This is a genomic window from Methylomagnum ishizawai (assembly GCF_019670005.1).
Lineage (GTDB): Bacteria > Pseudomonadota > Gammaproteobacteria > Methylococcales > Methylococcaceae > Methylomagnum > Methylomagnum ishizawai.
In genome coordinates this window covers 3,667,314-3,685,514 of the sequence record NZ_AP019783.1, presented here as the reverse complement: position 1 = coordinate 3,685,514, position 18,201 = coordinate 3,667,314, and the positions used below count along the sequence as shown (strand labels likewise).

The 18,201-nt window shown below is 67.2% G+C and carries 17 protein-coding genes; 6 read left to right on the top strand and 11 right to left on the bottom strand.

The window, feature by feature from the left end; genetic code table 11:
* Positions 1-65 precede the first annotated feature (65 nt).
* From K5658_RS16730 to K5658_RS16720, 3 genes are all read left to right on the top strand, one after another.
* Positions 66-2,267 carry a methyl-accepting chemotaxis protein gene (locus K5658_RS16730; RefSeq protein WP_221064231.1) on the top strand — a complete coding sequence of 734 codons (2,202 nt, stop codon included), beginning with the start codon at positions 66-68 and terminating at the stop codon, positions 2,265-2,267.
* Between the two features lie 176 nt (positions 2,268-2,443).
* Positions 2,444-4,003, top strand: a complete 1,560-nt coding sequence (locus K5658_RS16725; protein ID WP_221064230.1) for a cation:proton antiporter domain-containing protein — start codon at positions 2,444-2,446, stop codon at positions 4,001-4,003.
* A 40-nt stretch (positions 4,004-4,043) separates the two neighbouring features.
* The gene (locus K5658_RS16720; RefSeq protein WP_221064229.1) at positions 4,044-4,343 is read left to right on the top strand and encodes a DUF2288 family protein; all 300 of its coding nucleotides are present in this window, start codon (positions 4,044-4,046) and stop codon (positions 4,341-4,343) included.
* A gap of 263 nt (positions 4,344-4,606) precedes the next feature.
* On the opposite strand, the gene K5658_RS16715 is transcribed toward K5658_RS16720, so the two are convergent.
* The 6 genes from K5658_RS16715 to K5658_RS16690 all read right to left on the bottom strand — a co-directional run bounded on the left by K5658_RS16715 (position 4,607) and on the right by K5658_RS16690 (position 10,449).
* Positions 4,607-5,338 carry a type I-E CRISPR-associated protein Cas6/Cse3/CasE gene (locus K5658_RS16715; protein WP_221064228.1) on the bottom strand — a complete coding sequence of 244 codons (732 nt, stop codon included), beginning with the start codon at positions 5,336-5,338 and terminating at the stop codon, positions 4,607-4,609.
* Positions 5,335-6,063, bottom strand: a complete 729-nt coding sequence (cas5e, locus tag K5658_RS16710; RefSeq protein WP_221064227.1) for a type I-E CRISPR-associated protein Cas5/CasD — start codon at positions 6,061-6,063, stop codon at positions 5,335-5,337. Before cas5e ends, K5658_RS16715 begins: the two co-directional genes overlap by 4 nt.
* Positions 6,064-6,066: 3 nt before the next feature.
* Complete coding sequence (cas7e, locus tag K5658_RS16705; protein WP_221064226.1) at positions 6,067-7,215, bottom strand: type I-E CRISPR-associated protein Cas7/Cse4/CasC; 1,149 nt, start codon at positions 7,213-7,215, stop codon at positions 6,067-6,069.
* A 5-nt stretch (positions 7,216-7,220) separates the two neighbouring features.
* A complete protein-coding gene (gene casB / locus K5658_RS16700; RefSeq protein WP_221064225.1) occupies positions 7,221-7,733 on the bottom strand; it encodes a type I-E CRISPR-associated protein Cse2/CasB in 513 nt (170 codons plus the stop codon).
* Complete coding sequence (gene casA, locus K5658_RS16695) at positions 7,657-9,276, bottom strand: type I-E CRISPR-associated protein Cse1/CasA (RefSeq protein WP_221064224.1); 1,620 nt, start codon at positions 9,274-9,276, stop codon at positions 7,657-7,659. The genes casB and casA overlap by 77 nt, the downstream gene beginning before the upstream one ends.
* A gap of 789 nt (positions 9,277-10,065) precedes the next feature.
* The gene (locus K5658_RS16690) at positions 10,066-10,449 is read right to left on the bottom strand and encodes a DUF423 domain-containing protein (protein WP_221064223.1); all 384 of its coding nucleotides are present in this window, start codon (positions 10,447-10,449) and stop codon (positions 10,066-10,068) included.
* 112 nt (positions 10,450-10,561) lie between these two features.
* On the opposite strand from K5658_RS16690, the gene K5658_RS16685 reads away from it, so the two are divergent.
* Positions 10,562-12,295 (top strand): ATP-binding SpoIIE family protein phosphatase, encoded by a 1,734-nt coding sequence (locus K5658_RS16685; protein ID WP_221064222.1) that lies wholly within the window; start codon positions 10,562-10,564, stop codon positions 12,293-12,295.
* Here the strand turns inward: K5658_RS16685 and K5658_RS24005 are convergent.
* The 5 genes from K5658_RS24005 to K5658_RS16660 all read right to left on the bottom strand — a co-directional run bounded on the left by K5658_RS24005 (position 12,283) and on the right by K5658_RS16660 (position 15,861).
* Positions 12,283-12,978: a class I SAM-dependent methyltransferase gene (locus K5658_RS24005; RefSeq protein ID WP_221064221.1), complete on the bottom strand. Its 696-nt coding sequence runs from the start codon at positions 12,976-12,978 to the stop codon at positions 12,283-12,285. The genes K5658_RS16685 and K5658_RS24005 overlap by 13 nt on opposite strands.
* A gap of 5 nt (positions 12,979-12,983) precedes the next feature.
* Positions 12,984-13,448 (bottom strand): DUF1249 domain-containing protein, encoded by a 465-nt coding sequence (locus K5658_RS16675; RefSeq protein WP_221064220.1) that lies wholly within the window; start codon positions 13,446-13,448, stop codon positions 12,984-12,986.
* On the bottom strand, positions 13,448-13,852 hold the full coding sequence (locus K5658_RS16670) for a 6-pyruvoyl trahydropterin synthase family protein (RefSeq protein ID WP_221064219.1): 405 nt from the start codon (positions 13,850-13,852) through the stop codon (positions 13,448-13,450). The genes K5658_RS16675 and K5658_RS16670 overlap by 1 nt, the downstream gene beginning before the upstream one ends.
* A 90-nt stretch (positions 13,853-13,942) precedes the next feature.
* Complete coding sequence (locus K5658_RS16665) at positions 13,943-14,248, bottom strand: PilZ domain-containing protein (RefSeq protein ID WP_221064218.1); 306 nt, start codon at positions 14,246-14,248, stop codon at positions 13,943-13,945.
* An 80-nt stretch (positions 14,249-14,328) separates the two neighbouring features.
* A complete protein-coding gene (locus K5658_RS16660; protein WP_221064217.1) occupies positions 14,329-15,861 on the bottom strand; it encodes an FAD-binding oxidoreductase in 1,533 nt (510 codons plus the stop codon).
* A gap of 225 nt (positions 15,862-16,086) precedes the next feature.
* On the opposite strand from K5658_RS16660, the gene K5658_RS16655 reads away from it, so the two are divergent.
* Both K5658_RS16655 and K5658_RS16650 read left to right on the top strand, forming a co-directional pair.
* Positions 16,087-17,103, top strand: coding sequence for a tryptophan--tRNA ligase (locus K5658_RS16655; protein ID WP_221064216.1), 1,017 nt, complete (start codon positions 16,087-16,089; stop codon positions 17,101-17,103).
* Positions 17,104-17,159: 56 nt separating this feature from the next.
* Positions 17,160-18,176: an NAD(P)/FAD-dependent oxidoreductase gene (locus K5658_RS16650; protein ID WP_221064215.1), complete on the top strand. Its 1,017-nt coding sequence runs from the start codon at positions 17,160-17,162 to the stop codon at positions 18,174-18,176.
* Positions 18,177-18,201 lie beyond the last annotated feature (25 nt).

Genomic DNA, 18,201 nt, shown 5'->3' with positions numbered 1-18,201 from the left:
GGGGAACACGGCACCGCCCACCCTCTGGCGGACCGCCGGTGTTCCAAAGCAAGGGGGATTCCATAATGAAAATCAGAATGACCGTCGCCAGGAAAATCCTGCTGCTCGTCGGCCTGGGACTGTTCGGCTTGGCGGGCGTCGCGGTCTTGGCGAATTATCAGATCAAACAGGTGTTCGCCGCCGCCAATTTCGCCAATGCCAGCAGCGTGCCCTCCCTGGTCGGGGTGAACGAGGCGGTGAAGTATTTCGGGCAGGTCCGGGTGCGGGTGTTGCGCTATGTGTTGAACGAGGACCCGGCCAAGGCCGCCAAGCTGGAGCAGGAATTGCAGGAGTCCCGTGGTGGCCTGTCCGGGGCGCTCCGGGCCTACGAGACGCTGGTTTCGGACGAGAAGGACCGGCATTTCCTGGACACCGAGCGACAGCATTGGACCCAATACCAGGCCGGGATCGCCGAGGTGCTGGCCCTGGGCGGCAAAACGGACAAGAGGCCGGTCCGCGACGCCGTCGACCGCCTCACCCCGATAGGCCGGACCCTGCAAACCCTGCTCGAGGAACACGCCAAATACAACGCCGGTTTGGCCAAGCAAGCCGCCGCCCGGGCCGTGGAGTTCCAGACCGAGGCCGTGTGGCAAACCTGGATCGGCGTGCTGTTGGTCTCGGGCCTGGTGGGGAGCCTGGGTTTCGCCATCACCCGCGCGGTCATGCGCCAATTGGGCGGGGAACCGGACACCGCCGCCACCATCGCCCACCGTATCGCCGACGGCGATCTATCCGCCCAAATCGCCTTGCGTAGCGGCGACCGCGACAGCCTGATGGCCGCCATCGAACGGATGCGGGGGCAATTGCTGGACCGCCTCGATGGCGAACACCGCGCCGCCGAGGCCATGGCCCGGATCAAGATCGCCCTGGACAACGTCAGCACCGGCGTCATGATCGCCGATCCCGGACAGGCCATCATCTACGCCAACCCGGCGGCGCGGCGCATCTTCCAGGAGGCCGAGGCCGCCATCCGCCGCGATTGGCCGGAATTCGACGCCGGGAATATGGTCGGCGGCAGGATCGACCGCCTGCATCCCGAGGCCCGGCGCTGGGCCGGTCTGGACGGCGTCGGACTGGCGGAGTTGGAATTCGGCGGGCGGCGCTTGGCGGCGGCGTTCAACCCGGTGCTGGGTGGACAGGGCGAACGCTTGGGCATGGTGGCGGAGTTCCGCGACCGCACCGCCGAGGTGGCGGTCGAGCGCGAAATCGGGGAGATCGTCGCCGCCGCCGCCCAGGGCGATTTCGGTCGCCGCTTGGCGCTGGGGGACAAGCAGGGCTTTTTCGCCGATTTGGCGCGGGGCATCAATCGTTTCCTGGAGACCAGCGCCGAGGGCGTGGCCGAGGTGACGCGGGTGTTGCACGCCGTTTCCACCGGCGACCTGACCCGCCAGGTCGAGGCCGCCTACGAAGGCACCCTGGGCCGCTTGAAGGACGACACCAATGCCACCGTGGCCCGGTTGCGGTCGGTGGTCGGCGGGATCAAACAATCCAGCGAGGCCATACACACGGCGGCCAGCGAGATCGCGGCCGGCAATATGGATTTGTCGCGGCGCACCGAGGAGGAAGCCGCCAGCCTGGACCAGGCGGCCTCGTCCATGGGCCAGCTCAGCGCCACCGTGCAGCAGAACGCCGAGAACGCCACGCAGGCCAACGCCCTGGCGGAAGCGGCCAACGCCACCGCCACCCGCGGCGGCGAACTGATGCGGCGGGTGGTCGCGACCATGGAGGATATCCAGCAGGGTTCCAAGCGCATCGCCGATATTATCGGGGTGATCGACGGCATCGCTTTCCAAACCAACATCCTGGCGCTGAACGCGGCGGTCGAGGCGGCGCGGGCGGGCGAGCAGGGCCGGGGTTTCGCGGTGGTGGCGACCGAGGTCCGGGCGCTGGCCCAGCGCAGCGCCCAGGCCGCCCATGAAATCAAGGCCTTGATCGCCGCGACCACGGCCCAGGTCGAGGCCGGGGGGCAGTTGGTGCACCAGGCCGGGGCCACGGTGGGCGAGGTGGTGGAATCGTTCCACCGGGTGGCGGGTTTGGTCACCCATATCAGCGGGGCCAGCCGCGAGCAATCCAAGGGCATCGAGCAAATGGCCCTGGCGGTGGCCAACATGGACGAGGCGACCCAGCGCAACGCCGCCCTGGTCGAGCAAGCCGCCGCCGCCGCCGCCAGCCTGGAGGACCAGTCGCGGGAATTGATCGTGATGGTGGGGGGGTTCAAGCTGGCCTGACCGTGGCCCGGACGCTGGGTGGCGTTTGGGCCTGGTTTGCGGGGTTCCGGGCCGGGCTGTCCGCCTTCCGGCCCTCCGTTCGACGGAACGCGGCTTTTCCCGGCGGCGGCAATCGGCGAAGATAGCTCCGAAATGGGGCAGAATCCCGCCCTCCCTTCCGCCGGAACCCACCCACCATGGAATTGCTCTGGATCAGCGCCGCCTATATCGCGGGCCTCTTGGCCTGCCGATTGTTCTTGCCACCCTTGGTCGGTTATCTCGCCGCCGGTTATGGGCTCTATCTGCTCGGCATACGCTCCGAGGCGGTGCTGTCCCATCTGGCCGAGAACGGCATCCTGCTGTTGTTGTTCACGGTCGGGCTGAAGCTCAATTTTTCGACCTTGGTCAAGCGCGAGGTGCTGGGGGTCGGGGGCTTGCATTTGCTCATCGTGGCCGGGGTGTCGGGGCTGGCCTTCCTGATGCAGGACCAGCGCTTGACCGGGGGCCTGGTGCTGGGCGCGAGCCTGGGGTTTTCCAGCACGGTCCTGGCGGTGAAGGTCTTGGAGGACAACCGCGAGCTCGGCACCTTCCATGGCCGGACGGTGCTGGGCATCCTCATCTTGCAGGATATCGTCGCCGTGGCCTTGTTGGCGGTGGCGGGCGGGCAGCGGCCTTCGACCTGGGCGCTGGGCCTGTTGGCCTTGCCCTTGTTGCGGCCTTTGGTCGCGCGCCTGTTCGAGGCGGGGCGGGGCGACGAATTGCAATTGCTGCTGGGGATACTGCTGGCCTTCGCCGGCGGCAAATTGGCGGAGACCGTGGGCGTGGCGGGCGATTTGGGGGCTTTGCTGATGGGGATGCTGTTGGCGGGCCACCGCGACGCGGGCGAACTCGCCAAGAAGCTCTGGAGCTTGAAGGAGGTGTTCCTGGTCGCGTTCTTCCTGCAAATCGGCTTGGCGGGCCTCCCCACCCAGGCGGATGCGCTGCGGGCCTTGCAACTCCTGGCCTTGCTGCCCTTGCAGGGGGTGTTGTTCTTCGCCTTGCTGCTGGTGGTGGGGCTGCGCGCCCGCACGGCCTTCGTGTCTTCGTTGGCCTTGACGACCTACAGCGAATTCACCTTGATCGTGTCCGCCGTGGTGATCGAGGGCGGCTTGCTGGCGGCGGAATGGGGACCGGTGCTGGCCTGCGCGGTGGCGGGATCGCTGGCCTTGGCGGCACCCTTGAACCGGGTGTCGCACCGCTTGTTCTCCTGGCTGGAACCCTGGCTGGTGCGCTACGAGCGCAAGGGCAGGCATCCCGACCGCCTGCCGGTCAGCACCGGCGCGGCGGAATGGCTGGTGATCGGCATGGGCCGCACCGGCACCGCCGCCTATCTGGCCCTGGACGGCCACCGGGCGCGGGTGATGGGCCTGGACGCCGACCCGACACGGGTGGGCAAATACCGCGACCAGGGCTTGCGCGTGCATTACGGCGATGCCGAGGACCCCGAGTTGTGGGAGGCGTTCTCCTGGGGCCGGATCAAGGGCGTGATCCTGACCTTGCCGGAGTTCGAGGCCCGGCGGACCACGGTGGAGCGCCTGCGGGCCTTGGGGTTCCAGGGCTCCATCGGCACCACGGCCTTCCATTCCCACGAAGACCCGGAATTGTACCGGGTGGGCGCGGACGTGGTGTTCCATCCGTTGACCGAGGCGGGCGAGCGCTTGGCGGAGCGGGTGTTGGCGGTCGAACCCGAGGCGCGGGGCGGGAGCGGTCCGGCTTGAGCCGGCTTGCCCTATACTGGCGGCTTTTGGGGTGGAAGCGATGGAAACGACCGAGTTGCATAGGAAGTTGGCCGCCGAGACCGGCCTGATTTCCTGGGGTGATTTGCAGCGGCATTTCGCCAGGGGCGTCGTGGTCGCGGTGTCCCCCGGCCTGGACCTGGTCGAGGTGGCGGCGCGGGTCGCGGCGGACGACGCCGGGGCCTTGCGGGGCTGGCTGGACGCGGGCCGGGTGGTCCGCGCCACCGACGAACATGCCCAGCGCTGGGAAGCCACGGGGCAGACGCTGAGGGCGGTGGTGGTCGCGCCCTGGGTCTTGGCGCAGGAGGCGGGCGGGCACTGAGCCGGATGCCTTGGCCCGCCCCCCGTGGAAGGCGGGTTCCTGGGGGCGGGAGGCGGTTCCCCGCGTGGGCGGGGAAGGGTTTACCGTGGCGTTTGCAATAAGCCCTAGTAAGGTCTATCCCCGCCGGCGCGGGGGAAGCGGTCTTGCAGCTTCGTCGTCCACAGCAATATCGGTCGATCCCCGCGTGGGCGGGGAAGTGGGTCGTGTTAGCGTCCGTTTTGGCCGCTACCGGTCGATCCCCGCGGTGGCGGGGGAGGGAAAGGTCAACTTATACCCGCGCCGGGCCGCAAGAGCAACATGCCATAGCCGAAGGCCCGGTGCCGCCCGATGCCGCGTTTCAGCAGGCTTTGGAAAAGTTCGGGGTCGGCGATGCGCAGCCCGCCCCGGCACAGCGCCCTGGGCCGGGTGATGGCCGGGGCCGTGCGGGTTTTCGCCGTCGCCGTGGCCTGGGTCCGCCGGAGGATGCGGACCAGATGGAAGCCTTCCAGCCGGAAGCTTTCCAAATCCGCCGCCCCGGCCAGTTGCGCGGCCAGCCAGTCGCGGTAGACCGCGCCGCGTTCCGGCGGGGGCTGGCCCTGTGGCGGGTTTTCCAAGCGCCGGAGATACACGTCCTTTTCGCTCTGGTCCCGGCGGGTGACGGGACAGGCCAGCAATTCGAAGTCCAGCCGGTCGCCGACCCGCCAATTCCCGGCCAGGGCGGCGTGGACGGGACCGGTGGGATGCAGCGCCTTCCGGGCTTCCGGCGCGGCGGCGGCGCGGTCCAGCAGGGTTTGGCTGTCGTGTTCGCTGTAGGCCAGGAGCCGTAGATGCGGCCCGTGATGGTTGAGCAGGCGGAAGGGCTTGGGCGCGAGTTCGCCGAAGCAGGCCGCGAGCCAGGCATGGGCCGCGTAGCCCAGGTCTTCGTCGTGGCCGTGGTTGAGTCCTTGATCCTGCGCGAACCGGATCAAGGCCTCGGTATCGAGGTCCAGGTTCAGCATGTAGAGGCGCGGGTTCATGGGGTGCCGACCTCCAGCCAGCCTTCGTAGCGTTGCCGCCGCCCGGCGTGGACCTGGTTGCGCCAATCGCGCCGGTCGTAGACCGGGACGCGGCGGCCCGGCCCGATTTCGCCGAAGCCCAGCGGCCAGCAGGCCGCCATCCGGGTGGCGGGAACATGGCCCGGTCGCCGCGCCACCGGGGCCGTCCGGAGCGCCGCGACCACGTCGGGGGCGTCGGCCCGCCCCAGTAGCAAAGGGGCGCTGGGCAGGCAGGTCTTGCGCCCCAGGAACAAGGGACGCGCCGGCTGGCGCAGCCGTTCCGCCAGGGTCGTCGCCGAGGGTTCGGCCCCTTCCCCCCGCAGGCCCACCGCCAGGGTCATCACCCCGTTGGCCCAATAATGCCGGTAGCGCTGGTGGATGCCCTGCGCCGCCGCCGCGCCGCCGGTGCGGTGTTCGGGTTCGCCGCGGGTGGTCCAACCGGGTTCGGACATCTTGGCCTGGCCCAGGTCCACCGTGTGGTAGTCCAGCAATTCCTTGGGCTCGATATCCCAGCGGGCGGCGTATTCGATGCGGTTTTGCAGGGCTTCCAGGGCGTGGGCGTCGCCATGGCGCAGCCCCAGCGCGTTGCCGAACAAGCCCGCCAGCATCGACAGCCCCGGAAAGCGGTCGGTGGGACCATGCTGGTCCACCATGACCGCGCCGAAGCTCATCAAGGGCGCGTCGAACCGCAGCAGCAGGATATCCATGGGCTAGGCTCCGAGGGCGGCGTCCAGGATGTGCGCGATGGCGGCGTCCAAAGGCTGCCGGGCCGGGCCGGTTCCGGGCCAGTCGCGGTTGGTGCTGAGGGCGCGGGCTTCGCTGGTGGGGCCGTACATCGCCTCCAGGCTGTCGAGGTGGCCGTCGAGGCGGTCGATGGCGTTCTGCATCAGGTCGCCCCGGTGGTCGAGGGCTTGCAGATAGGCGTTGGCGAGGCTGCGGGGTTGCTGATGCCCGGCTTCCAGCAGCACGAATTCGCTGTAGGCATAGGGCGCGGTGGCCCCGAGCTTGGCCCCCGGCGACACCGTGGCGATGGCCCGGATCAAGTGCCGCAGCACGGCGCGGGGTGTGGCCGCGTCCTGGTTGCGCCAATCGCGGATATCGCAGCCGCAGAAATTGGAAACCAGCAGCGGGATATCCACCGCGACATAGCCGTAGAACAGGCCGCTGCCGAGCTCCATATCCCCGGCGTGGGCCGCGCCCGGCTCGTTGATGCGGTTGAGTTCGTCCACGGCGGTGAAATAATCCACTTCGGTATCCAGGGGATGGACGGTGAAGGCGTGGGCCACATGCACCGGGGCGTCGGAACGGGCCAGCACATCGGAAGTCACGAAACGGCCGAACAGGGCCCCCTCGATCCCCGCGAACAGATTGCCGTAACCGGCCTGGCGCAGCATGGCCTTGAGGTTCTTTTTCTCGGCCTTGAAATGGGCGTCCAAAGCGCCGATGGCCGCGTCCCCGTCCCCCGCCGCCGCGCATTTCTCCAGCAGCGCCACCAGATAATCCGCCTCCGGCTTGCCGAACAGCACCGCTTGTTTCAGCGCCAGGGATTCGCCGTCCTCGGTGCCGCCGTCGATCAGCTTCTCCATCAGCCGCCGGGTCAAGCGCCGGGCCAAATCCTCGGGCAGGTCGGCGGCGACCAGCCGGGGCAGGATTTCGCGGGCGAAGAACTGCCGCGAGCGGATCGCGCCGGGCAGCCCGGTGTCCTGGGCCAGCGCGGCCCGCCAATGGCGCTTGAGGCATTGGGAGGAAACCCGGAGCCTCGGCGCGTCCCCGAACGGAATCCGCTTGGCGAGGCCGACATCGTCGCGGTTCAACAGGGCCGCGTGATAGGAGGTCAGGGTATGGATCTGTACGAACATGCGTGTCAATTCCTTCTGGGCCGGGCTTCCGGCGGGCGGTAGAAATCCCGGGCGATGGCGAGGCGGACCGTTTCCCGCTCGTCCCGGTCGGTGACGAATAGCAGGCGGGCGAATTCGGTCCAGTCGAGCGGCAGTTGTTTGGCACCCAGGAAATAGGCGGTGCGGAGCAGGGTGGTGCCGAGGAATTCGCCCTCGGCGACCAGGAGGCGTTCCAGCCGCGATTCGGACAGCCCGGCCTCGGCCAGCGCCACGCCCACGGCGCGGCCCGGACGGTGGGGGTCCGGGCACATCAGGGCCATACCCGCCACCACGGTGGTCCATTCGCGGTGGTGGGTTTCCCAGTCGGGGGGCAGGGCGCGGCAGGCCAGCCGGAAGAAGGCCAGGGGCGGGCGCTGGGCCGGGATCATGCGCCGGAGCGCGGCCCGGTCGCCCGGCGGCAGTTCATGGGAGGCTAAGATTCGGCCCAGCGCATCCACCGTGGTGGCGGGTGGAAACGGCTGCGGCGGGGTCGGGGTCATGCGGAAGCTCCTTCAATTCGGGGAATAGTTTGAGCAGGTTGCGCTGGAAGATGTTTTCCGAGCGGATCCGCGCCCGGTAGCGGCGGCCTTCGCGACCGGGATAGCTGGTGATGCCTTCGAGCAGCGCGTTCCAAGCGCAGTCCTTGAGCCTGAGATGCCAGTTGCGCAGGGCCTCGGCGTCGGAGTCCGATTCGCCCGCTTCCCATAGCCAGACAAAGAACACCGCGCCCCAGGCGTTGGCGTAGCGGCGGGCGCTTTGCTGCCACCAGGCGGTGATTTCGCGCTTCTCGAAATCGATGCGGTCCGAACCCGCCTGCAAGAGGGACAACACCGCCGGTTTCAGGGCGCGGTTCTGGAGTTCGGCGGCGTCGGTCAGGGCGGTCTTGCTGAGGCGGGCCAGCCGCTCGCGCTCCGGGCCTTGCTGGAACACCCGCCGGGCGGCGGGGGCGGGGATGGGGATTTGGGCGGTGCGGAAGCCATCGGTGGTACCCTGGCCCCGGACCAGGACCGAGGCGGTGAATTGCACCGGCTGGTGGTCGCGGCCCTGGTCGGGGCGCTGCATGGGGGCGAGTTCGAAGCCGTCCTCGAACAAGAGGTTGCGCAGCAGTTCCGGCGTGAAACCGGACGCGCCCACGGTCAGGGCCGATTCGCCCTTCTTGGGGTCGTTGCGGTTGATGGGAATCCAGGGGTCGCCCAGCACGCCGTTATGGGCCTTGGCGTTGATGCGCGGGGCTTGCTCGGTGGCGGTGCGGGCGACGATGCGGCCTTCCTGCCACACCAGCCGCACCCCGCGCGAGACTTCGATGAAGAAGGGGTCGAGCTGGTCGAGGTCGAGGCTGGTCTTGCGGTTCCAGGCGTGCAGCCAGGTCAGCACCAGGCCGTCGGCGCGGTAGGGCCAGGGGGCGCGGAGCAAATCGGGGCGCAGGGCCAATAGCTTGCGGGTATCGCGTTCCCAGCGGTGGCCCAGGGTTTCGCCGTAGACCACCGAGACGCAGGCCCGGCTGCCGAGGCCGCTGTTCATGCGGGCGATGCCTTGGTGCTTGAGGATGTAGCCGGACATGGTTTGCAGGCTGACCAAGGCGTAGGCCCATTCGTCCGGGCTGGGCGAGAGCGATTTGGTGGCTTTGATATCGTGGTTCTTGGCGGTGAGCAGCACGTCGATGGCGTCCGGGGTCTGGCGCTCGGTCTTGAATTCGCGCTCGAACTCCTCCGGGGAAGCCAGCGGGGGCTGCATGAAACCCGGCTGGGTGGGGTCGGCCACCAGCAGCGACCAGGCGCTATCGTTGCCGCGCCCGGCCATGGTCCTGAGCGCTGCCCGCCAGAAATCCGCCGTTTGCCGTGGGTCGTCCGCCCCGGCACCCACCAGCGCCGCCCCGGCCAGATAGCACAGGAACATGTGGAAAGCGTCTTCCTGATGCCGCTGTAGGCCGGGCAGGGATTCCACCCGGTCCTGCCCGAGCAGCGCCAGCAGGCCGGGCAGGGTCGTGGCGTCGTTGCCACCCGCGGCCTGGACCCTGAATACGGGGTCGGTTAGAAGGTTCATGCTGGGTTCTCTCCAAAATTCGGACGGGCATGGGCGGATCGGTGTCCCGCCACCGTATGGGGACGGGTACGGTATGGGGCCGTGCGGGGGAGGAACGGGCCGCCGCGCAATCCGCATCGGTTTTCGGCACGACCAGTCCACTTCCCGGTATGGCAAGGTGTCTTCCATGGCGGGGAAGGCGGGACGTTGTGGCCGGACGGATGTCGGCGACGGGCGGGTTTCCCCAGGCTCGCTTTACGCCGGGTTTTTCCTGGCAAAGACTGCCGCTGGGGGAGGCTGCTTTTCTTGTTTTTTTTCGTGTGCATTCCCAGCGGCTATGCCGCCCTGTAAAGCCAATAATAACTTTTTTTATAAGCTACTCAAAGGCTTATAACGATTTGAGCGGTTTTGCCGGGCTATTTTAAGCAGGTTCCGTGCCGTATGGAACCAAGGGTGTGCGCCTCCGTACCATGGAATGGTGCCGGGGCGGGCATGATAGCCGGGCATTCCAGCAAGTGGCTGAAAACCAAGCTATTGTTTTTGGCAGCGCGGGTGTTCGCCGATGGGCCGCCGGATGGGGACGCCGCCGTCGGCATTGGCCGATGGGCTGGGTTTGTAAGATTTATCGACGCTTTGGGCGTCCGCGCCCGTAAGCGTGGTTCATCTTGGAGCGCTTTTCCGGCTTGAGACATGGTCCTGAGGGCTATTGCATTGATTTCCGGCCCGAATTTCCGGGATGGCGGGCTATGGGCGTAAAAATCGCCAGACATCGACAGCCATGGGTTCCGGGAAACGGGCCGGGCCTGCGTTTCAAGTGTCACCGGACCGGCGCAGGGCGGCGATAGCCAGCGCCAGCCAGGCCGCGAGGAAGGCCGTGCCGCCGAAGGGCGTGATCAGGCCCAGCCAGCGCCCTCCGCCCAGGCTGAGCAGGTATAGGCTGCCCGAGAACAACAGTATCCCGGCCAGCATCAGGCCGCCGGCCCAGCGCAATAATTTGAGTCCGGGGTGGCGCTCCGCCCATAGGCCGACGAGGCCCAACCCCAGGGCGTGCCACATTTGGTAATCCACGGCGGTGCGGTAGGTGGCCATCTGGGCCTCGGTCAGCGTGGATTTGAGTCCGTGCGCCCCGAACGCGCCCAGGGCCACGCCCAGCCCGGCCGCCGCCGCCGCGTAGAATAGGAAGGATCGATGCATGATGTGGGAATCCGGAAGCGAAGTCCTGGGGATTGTAACCGTTGACGGCGGGGCTGGGTTGGGTCGGTCCCGGGGGCCGGGCCGGGATGAACAAGAAAATGCGAGGCGATCCATGACACGATCCGTTCCGATGCGCCCCCGGATGGAAGACGGTGGCAAGGCGCTGGTGTTGCATGACGACCCGTCCGGTGTCCGTCCGCTGGTGGCCGGCTTGGAGGCGCGGGGTTTCGTGGTGGTCGAGGCGCGTTCCGGCGAAGCCGCCCTCGAAGGGTTGCGGCGGTTTGCCCCCGGTATCGTCTTCATGGACGCCGCCGCTATCGGCCAGGGGTGCCATGCGGTGGCCCGGCGCATCAAGGCGGCGGCGGGCGGGTGCTTCGTGCCGGTGATCGTCCTCGCCACCCCGGCCGAGGCGCACGAACTGGTTGGGCGGATGGAGGCGGACCGGGACGAAGACGCGGACGTGGACGATTTCCTCGCCAAGCCGGTCGATCCGGTGCAACTCCGGGCCAAGCTCGCCGTATTCGGGCGGGTGGCGCAACTGTGCCGCACCGCCCGCGCCCAGCAGGAAGAGTTGGTCTTCGAGCAGGAACTGGCCCGGCAGGTCTATGCCAAGACCGCCATGGCCGATCCCGCCCAACTCGCCGCGATCCATGGCCTACAGCGCCCGGCCTCGGTTTTCAGCGGCGACATCCTCTTGGTCGAGCGCAGCCCTTCCGGCGCCTTGCATGTGTTGGTGGGGGATTTCACCGGGCATGGGCTGGCGGCCGCCATCGGGGCGTTGCCGGCGGCGGATGTGTTCCGCGGCATGACCGCCAAGGGCTTCGCGCCCGCCGAAATCCTGGTCGAGATCAACCGCAAGCTGAGGCGTACCCTGCCCACCGGCATGTTCCTGGCGGCGGCGCTGGTGTGCCTGGACGGGGAGGGGTGCTGGGCCGGCATCCGCAACAGCGGTCTGCCCGATGTGCTGGTGCTGGGCGGGGCGGCGGGGAGCCTCAAGGAGCGCGTGCCTTCGTCCTCGATCCCCCTGGGGATATTGGACGAAATCGGGCCGTGCGAATTGCGCTGGATCGCGGTCGATGCGGACGACCAGATCGTGGTCATGACCGATGGTATCGTCGAGGCCCGCGATGCCCAGGGGGAATGCTTCGGCGAACAGCGGGTCTGGTCCTGCTTGGCGGGGGGCGCGGGCGCGTTCGGGCGTTTGGTGGACGGGCTGGACCGTTTCACCGCCGCCGCGCCCCAGGAGGACGACCTCACCTTGGCGGTGATTCCTTGCGGCGGGTCCGCGCTCGACCCGCCCGTCGCCGGGACGGCCTGTGGGGAAGCCCTCCCGCCCGCGCCCGGCCCGGTGGCGGTCCCGGTGGTCGATTGGCATTGGGAGTTGGAACTGGGCGCCGCCGCCCTCAAGCGCCTGGACGTGGTGCCCTTGCTGGTGGATACCCTGGTCGACCTGCAAGGCTTGAGGGGGTGCCGCCAGCCCTTGTTCACCATCCTGTCGGAGTTGTTCAACAACGCCCTGGACCACGGGGTGCTGCGGCTGGAATCGCGCGTCAAGGCGGACCCGGAAGGCTTCGCCCGCTATTTCCGCGAGCGGCGCGAGCGCCTGGCCGGATTGGAACGGGGCCGCATCCATATCAGCCTCGCGGCCTGGCCGGACGGCGATGGCGGGCGGCTCGAAATCGGGATCGAGGACGACGGGCCGGGCTTCGATTACGAGCGCTGGCGGCGCGGTTTCCGCCAATCCCCGCGCCACGGCGGGCGGGGTATCGGCTTGGTCGAGGATTTGTGCGAGTCGGTGGAGTTCCTGGGGGCGGGGAACCGGGTGCGGGCGGTCTACCGCTGGTGAATTCGGGGCGCGATCCGCAACATGCGGTTGCCGCCACGCTGGAACTCGTAATCCACCCGGATTTCCTCCGCCGCGAAACCGGCCCCGGCCAGCCGTTCCAGCACGCCATCCAGATGGCGGGACCGCGCCGAACCCAGTTCGAGCAGCGGGAAGATGCGTACTTCCGCCGCGACCCGGCACAATTCCCGCACCGAGGCCCAGTGGAATTCCGCCGGGAAATGGGCGCTATAGAGGAATAGGAAATGGGAACAGAGCGCCAAATCGAAGCTGCCGTCCGCATAGGGCAACTGGGGCAGGCCACCCTCGACATAGCGGCCTTCGGCCCGTCCCCGTGGATAGTCGGCCAGGAATTCCCGCATCGCCGCCATGCGGACCCGGCCCAGCGCTTCCACCGAGGCGATGTGGTCCCACACGAATTCATGGGCGTTGGCGCGGGTTTGGGCCATGACTTCGGGATAGGTGGCGGCGATGCGGTCCGCGATGGCCCCGGCGGAGCAAGCGTATAGCGGATCGATCGACAGCACCGCGCCGCCGCGCCGGGTCCATTCGCGGTTGAAGCCGGCCGGGCCGTCGCCGCAGCCGAGTATCCGGCGCTGCAAATCTGCCTCCGATAACGCGAACATCGCCCGGTATTCCTCGAACGACCGGCCCCAGGGCACCGCTTGATCCAAGCTGAACGCCATTGCGTCTAGGATACCGCCAAGCAAGTTTCCTGCCCGGCCCGCGTTTCGCCGAAGCGGTAATCGCTGGACAGGCAATGGTCCAGCCAGCGGGCCAGGAAATAATTCAGCCCCCATTTGTAATCCAGCACCCGGCGCGGGCTGGGCGCGGCCTCCAGCGCCTCCCAGACCGATGGGTGGTGGGTGTCGCACAGCGCCTCGGCGGTCTTGGCGTCCAGGCAGACCCTGATCCTGACCTTGGGTTCCAGCGCCATGCCCTGGCCGGGGGCGAAGGCGTGGGTCAGTTCCAGCAGCAGGGTATAGCGGGAGCGTTCCAGCACATGCAGGTGCAGGGCGGGCTTGCCGCCGGCCAGGGCGGTGGCGGACGCCTCGATCCCGGCGAGGCCGGGGATGAGGTCGGAGAGCTTTTGGTAATTGGACTCGCACACCCGGTGCAGCCAGAAAGCCTTGTCCAGGGGGTGGAAGGCGCTCATCAGGGTTCGGAGTAGGTGGCGCAGGCGCTGGCGGTTTCCCACAGGGTCACGCTGGCGACCGCGAGTCCCTGGCTTTGGGCGTGGCGGTAGATGAGTTGGGCGAGGTATTCCGCCGTGGGATGCTCGTCCAGCAGCGAGTAGCGCTCGCCGGCCGCGGTCAGTAGCGGGACCAGCGGGTCGTCGCGGTGCAAGAGGAGGTTGTGGTCGAGTTCGCGGTCGATATAGTCGGAGGCGATGCGGGCGATATCGGCGAAATCGCAGACCATGCCCTGTTCGTTCAATCCGGCGGCTTGGACCGTGATGGCGGCCTTGACGCTATGGCCGTGCAAATGGCGGCATTTGCCCGGATGCCGCATCAGGCGGTGGCCGTAGCAGAAATAGACTTCTTTGGTGATCGTGAACATCTTCGTCTGGAACCGCCCGGACGGGGCCGGGCGGGTGGGTTCGGGCCGGTGATGGCGGTATCCTGCCGGGTTGGGCGGACAGGGGATGCTTTATTCGTCCTTGATGCCCTTGATCGCCCCGGCGATGCGGTAGGGCCCATCGGCGTCCCCGACCGCTTCGCAACGCACCACTTCGAGATAGGCGGTCAGGGGCGGGGTGATCTTGTGGTCGGGGACGAGGTGGACCTCGGCGGCCTTGCCCGGTTCCAACGGCCGCGGGCCTTGGAACAGGATGCCGGAGCCGCTGAGGTTAAGGCATTGGCCGTCGGTATAAGTTTCCTCCCCGGCCAGCCGGTACCGCATTTTGCATTCGGCCTGCATCCGGATGAAATCGCGCTTTTCTTCGTAGTCCAACATGGGGGCTCCTCGGGTTCGGTGGGACATTGTAAACGAAAGCGTGTAGCGGATGCCTACGACCGGCGGGCCGACCGGGGCCGTCAGGCTCGGGCGGGCGGGATGGATTGGGGGAAACGGAACAGGTTGGCGGGATCGAAACGGGCCTTGATTTTCCGCAACCGGGGTAGGTTGGTCCCGTAATAGGCGGTTTCCCAATTTTCCAACGACGGATCGACGAAGTTCTGGAAGGCGCCGCCACCCGCCAGGGGCGTGATTTCCCGGTAGAAGCCATCCTGCCAGCGGTGCATCCATTGCTGTTCCGCGGCGGATTGATCGCCCTGCCATTGGATGCCGATGGATGCCAGCCATTGGCTGGAGCGATGCACGAAAGCGCTGGCGTCCGCCGAGGGGTCGTTGACCGCGCCGCCGGTCTGGAAAAACTTGATGAGCCCGCTGCCCTCCGCGAGGTTCCAGCGCCTCAGCCAAGCGCGGATGACGGGGATGGCGGCTTCCGGCAAGCCGCCGTTGACGAAGCGCGAGCGTTCCTGGTAGTGGCTGGCCCCTTCGGGATCGACGATATAGCTCTGCCCCGTCCAGTAGTGCATGCGGTCGATGATTTGATCGGTGGGCGTCGCCATCAGGAAAACGGGCTGGAGGATATCCCGCAACTCGTCCACGGAGCCGTTGAACTGTCCTAATAGATTGACATTGATGCCGCGTGCCCCGCTGGCCGCATCCAGGCCCGGCGCGAGGCCGACCCGCGACCCCAGGCCGCGCGGGGCCGCTTCCAAGGTTTGGAACAGCGTGGCGATGAAGTCGTCGGGCACCATGCTCCATTGGATCGAGAACACCACGATCCGGTCGATGGCGAAGGTGTCCAGGGTGAACGCGGTGTTGATGCCGAAATTGCCGCCGGCCCCGCCGCGGCAGGCCCAGAACAGGTCCGGGTTCTGGGTGGCGCTGGCCGTCACCAGGGAGCCGTCGGCCAGGACGACTTCGGTGGAGACCAGCTTGTCGCTGCCGACGCCGTTGGCCCGCATATCGAAGCCGATGCCGCCGCCGAGCAGGAAGCCCCCGGCCCCGACCGTGGGGCAGCGGCCATGGGTGACGGAGCGTCCCATCGCTTGCAACGCCGAATAGAGCGCCCCGTTGCGGGCTCCCCCGCCCACCGTGACCCTGCCACTCGCCTTGTCGTAGCCGACTTGGTTGATCGCCGACAGGTTGATCATCAAGCCGGAGGTACAGGAATAGCCCGCGTAGGAATGTCCACCGCCGCGGGCGGCCAGCGGCATCCCGTGGTCGGCGCACCAGCGCAGGCATTGGGCGATGTCCCCGGCGTTGGCGCAGATGGCGATGGCTTCCGGCAGGATCGAGGCATAGCGGAGGTTGTTCGGCAAGGCCAGGCTGGCGAAGCCCGCTTGGCCGGGCCGGAGCAAGCGGCCTTGCAGGCGGAGTTCCAAGTCCCGCCAAGCCTTGGGCGGGAGGGTGGCTTGATCTGCTGTTTCGGGGAATACCCGTTCGGCCCAGAGTCCACCGAGCAGGGTGGCCCCCACGCCCAGAAAATTGCGGCGGTTCATCGCCATGGGGGGAAGGGTCGGCCCGATCAGGGCATCTTCGTTGGGATGATGATCCATGTCACGCGCTCTCGTGGTGTTGTTCTGATTGAGCATATGGCTTACCCCGGATTGGGAGTGCGGCCTACTGTGAATGCCGGGTTATAGTCTAGCGAAATTGCGTGGCGGCGCATCATGCCGGAGTCAAGTCCAAAGGGGTGGGCGGATACGCTGGAACGAGGTTTGGCAAGGCGGGGGCTTTGTGTCATATTGCGCCCCCTCGTCCATCCCAACCCCTTGAATCCCATGAGCAGCCAATCCATCGTCCTGACCGGCATCACCACCACCGGCACGCCCCACCTCGGCAATTATGTCGGCGCGATCCGTCCGGCCATCGAGGCCAGCCATCGCCACGATGTGCTGCCGTTCTATTTCCTGGCCGATTACCACGCCCTCATCAAATGCCAAGACCCGGAGCGGGTGAACCGCTCCACCCTGGAAATCGCCGCCACCTGGCTGGCGCTGGGGTTGGATACCGCCAACGCGGTGTTCTACCGCCAATCGGATGTGCCGGAAATCGCCGAGCTGGCCTGGATGCTGAATTGCGTCACCGCCAAGGGCTTGATGAACCGCGCCCATGCGTATAAAGCGGCGGTGCAGGCCAACGAGGATTCCGGCGAGGGCGACCCGGACAAGGGCGTGACCATGGGCCTCTTTAATTATCCGGTGCTGATGGCGGCGGATATCCTGATGTTCAACGCCCATAAGGTGCCGGTGGGCCGGGACCAGGTGCAGCATATCGAGATGGCGCGGGATATCGCGGGCCGCTTCAACCATATCTATGGCGAGCATTTCGTGTTGCCGGAAGCGGTCATCAGCGAGGATACCGCCACCTTGTCGGGGCTGGATGGCCGCAAGATGAGCAAGAGCTACGACAACGTCATCCCGATCTTCCTGGCGGAAAAGCCGTTCCGTAAGCTCATCAACAAGATCAAGACCAATTCGCTGGAGCCCGGCGTCCCGAAAGACCCGGATACCTGCACGCTCTATAGCATCTACAAAGCCTTCGCCACCCCGGAGGAAACCACCGCCATCCGCCGCCGTTACCAGGAAGGCATCGGCTGGGGCGAGATGAAGGGCGTGTTGTTCGAGTATCTGAACGAGCATTTGAAAGCGGCGCGGGAGCGCTACGACGCCCTGATGGAAGCGCCGGAGAAGATCGAGGAGGCTTTGCGGGAAGGGGCGGCCAAGGCGCGGGAATATAGCGCGCCCTTGATGAAGAAGGTGCGGGCGAGTGTGGGGATCAGGCCGTTGTCGCGCTGAACCCGCCGGAAAATCCCGCGTTTCCCCGTTTCCAGGCTTTCCATAGAGGACTCCCCATGCACACCCTCATCATCGGCTCCGGCATGGCCGGCATCACCTTCGCCGAGGAACTCAAGAAACATAGCCCCGACAGCGCCATCACCGTGCTGACCCAGGAAACCCACGGCTACTACTCCCGCCCCATGCTGTCCCATGGCTTCTCGCGGGACGATGTGGAAACCAAGATCATCCTAAAATCCTTCGGCGATTTGGGCAAAGCCGGTATCGAGATATTGGCCCCGGTCGAGGCGCTGGCCGTGGACCGTGCCGCCAAGACCGTGCGATGCCGCCGCGCTGGCGAGGAATTCAGCCTGGGCTACGACAAGCTGGTGCTGGCACCCGGCTCGGACGCCCTGGTTCCGCCGCCGTTCCGGGCTTTCGGGGATTTCCGGGTGGTCAACAGCCTGGACGATTTGATCGGGCTGCGCCGCGAGCGGGCCGCTATCCTGGCGCGGGGCGAAATCCCGCGTTGGGCGGTGGTGGGCGGCGGCTTGATCGGCTGCGAGGCGGGTTCCGACCTCGCCAAGGCGGGCGATGCGGTGACGCTGTTCCATGCCCTCCCGAGGCTGATGGAGCGGCAACTGGTCGAGGCGGATTCGGCCACTTTGCTCCAGGTGTTGACCGGAATGGGGATCGAGGTGCGGCTGGATGCCGCCGTGCAGGGTTTCGAGCGCGAGGGCGAACTTTACGCGGTGAAACTGGCGGATGGGTCGGCAGGCGGTTTCCACGGCATCGTGGTCGCCTGTGGCTTCAAGCCGCGCACCGCCCTGGCGCAGGCGGCGGGTCTTCCGGTGAACCGGGGTATCTTGGTCGATGCGTTCCTCCGCACCCTAGACCCGGATATCCACGCCCTGGGCGATGCCGTCGAATGCGCCGACGGGCGGATTTACGCCTATGTCATGCCGATCCGCCAGCAGGCGTTGTGGCTGGCGCAATACCTCGCGGGCAAGACGGCGGAGCCTTGGCTGCCGCCCACGTTCAAGCCCCGCGCCAAGGTGCATGGGTTCACGGCGGCGCATCCGTATTTGTTTTGAGCGCCTGGGCTATCCGCGTCCGGCA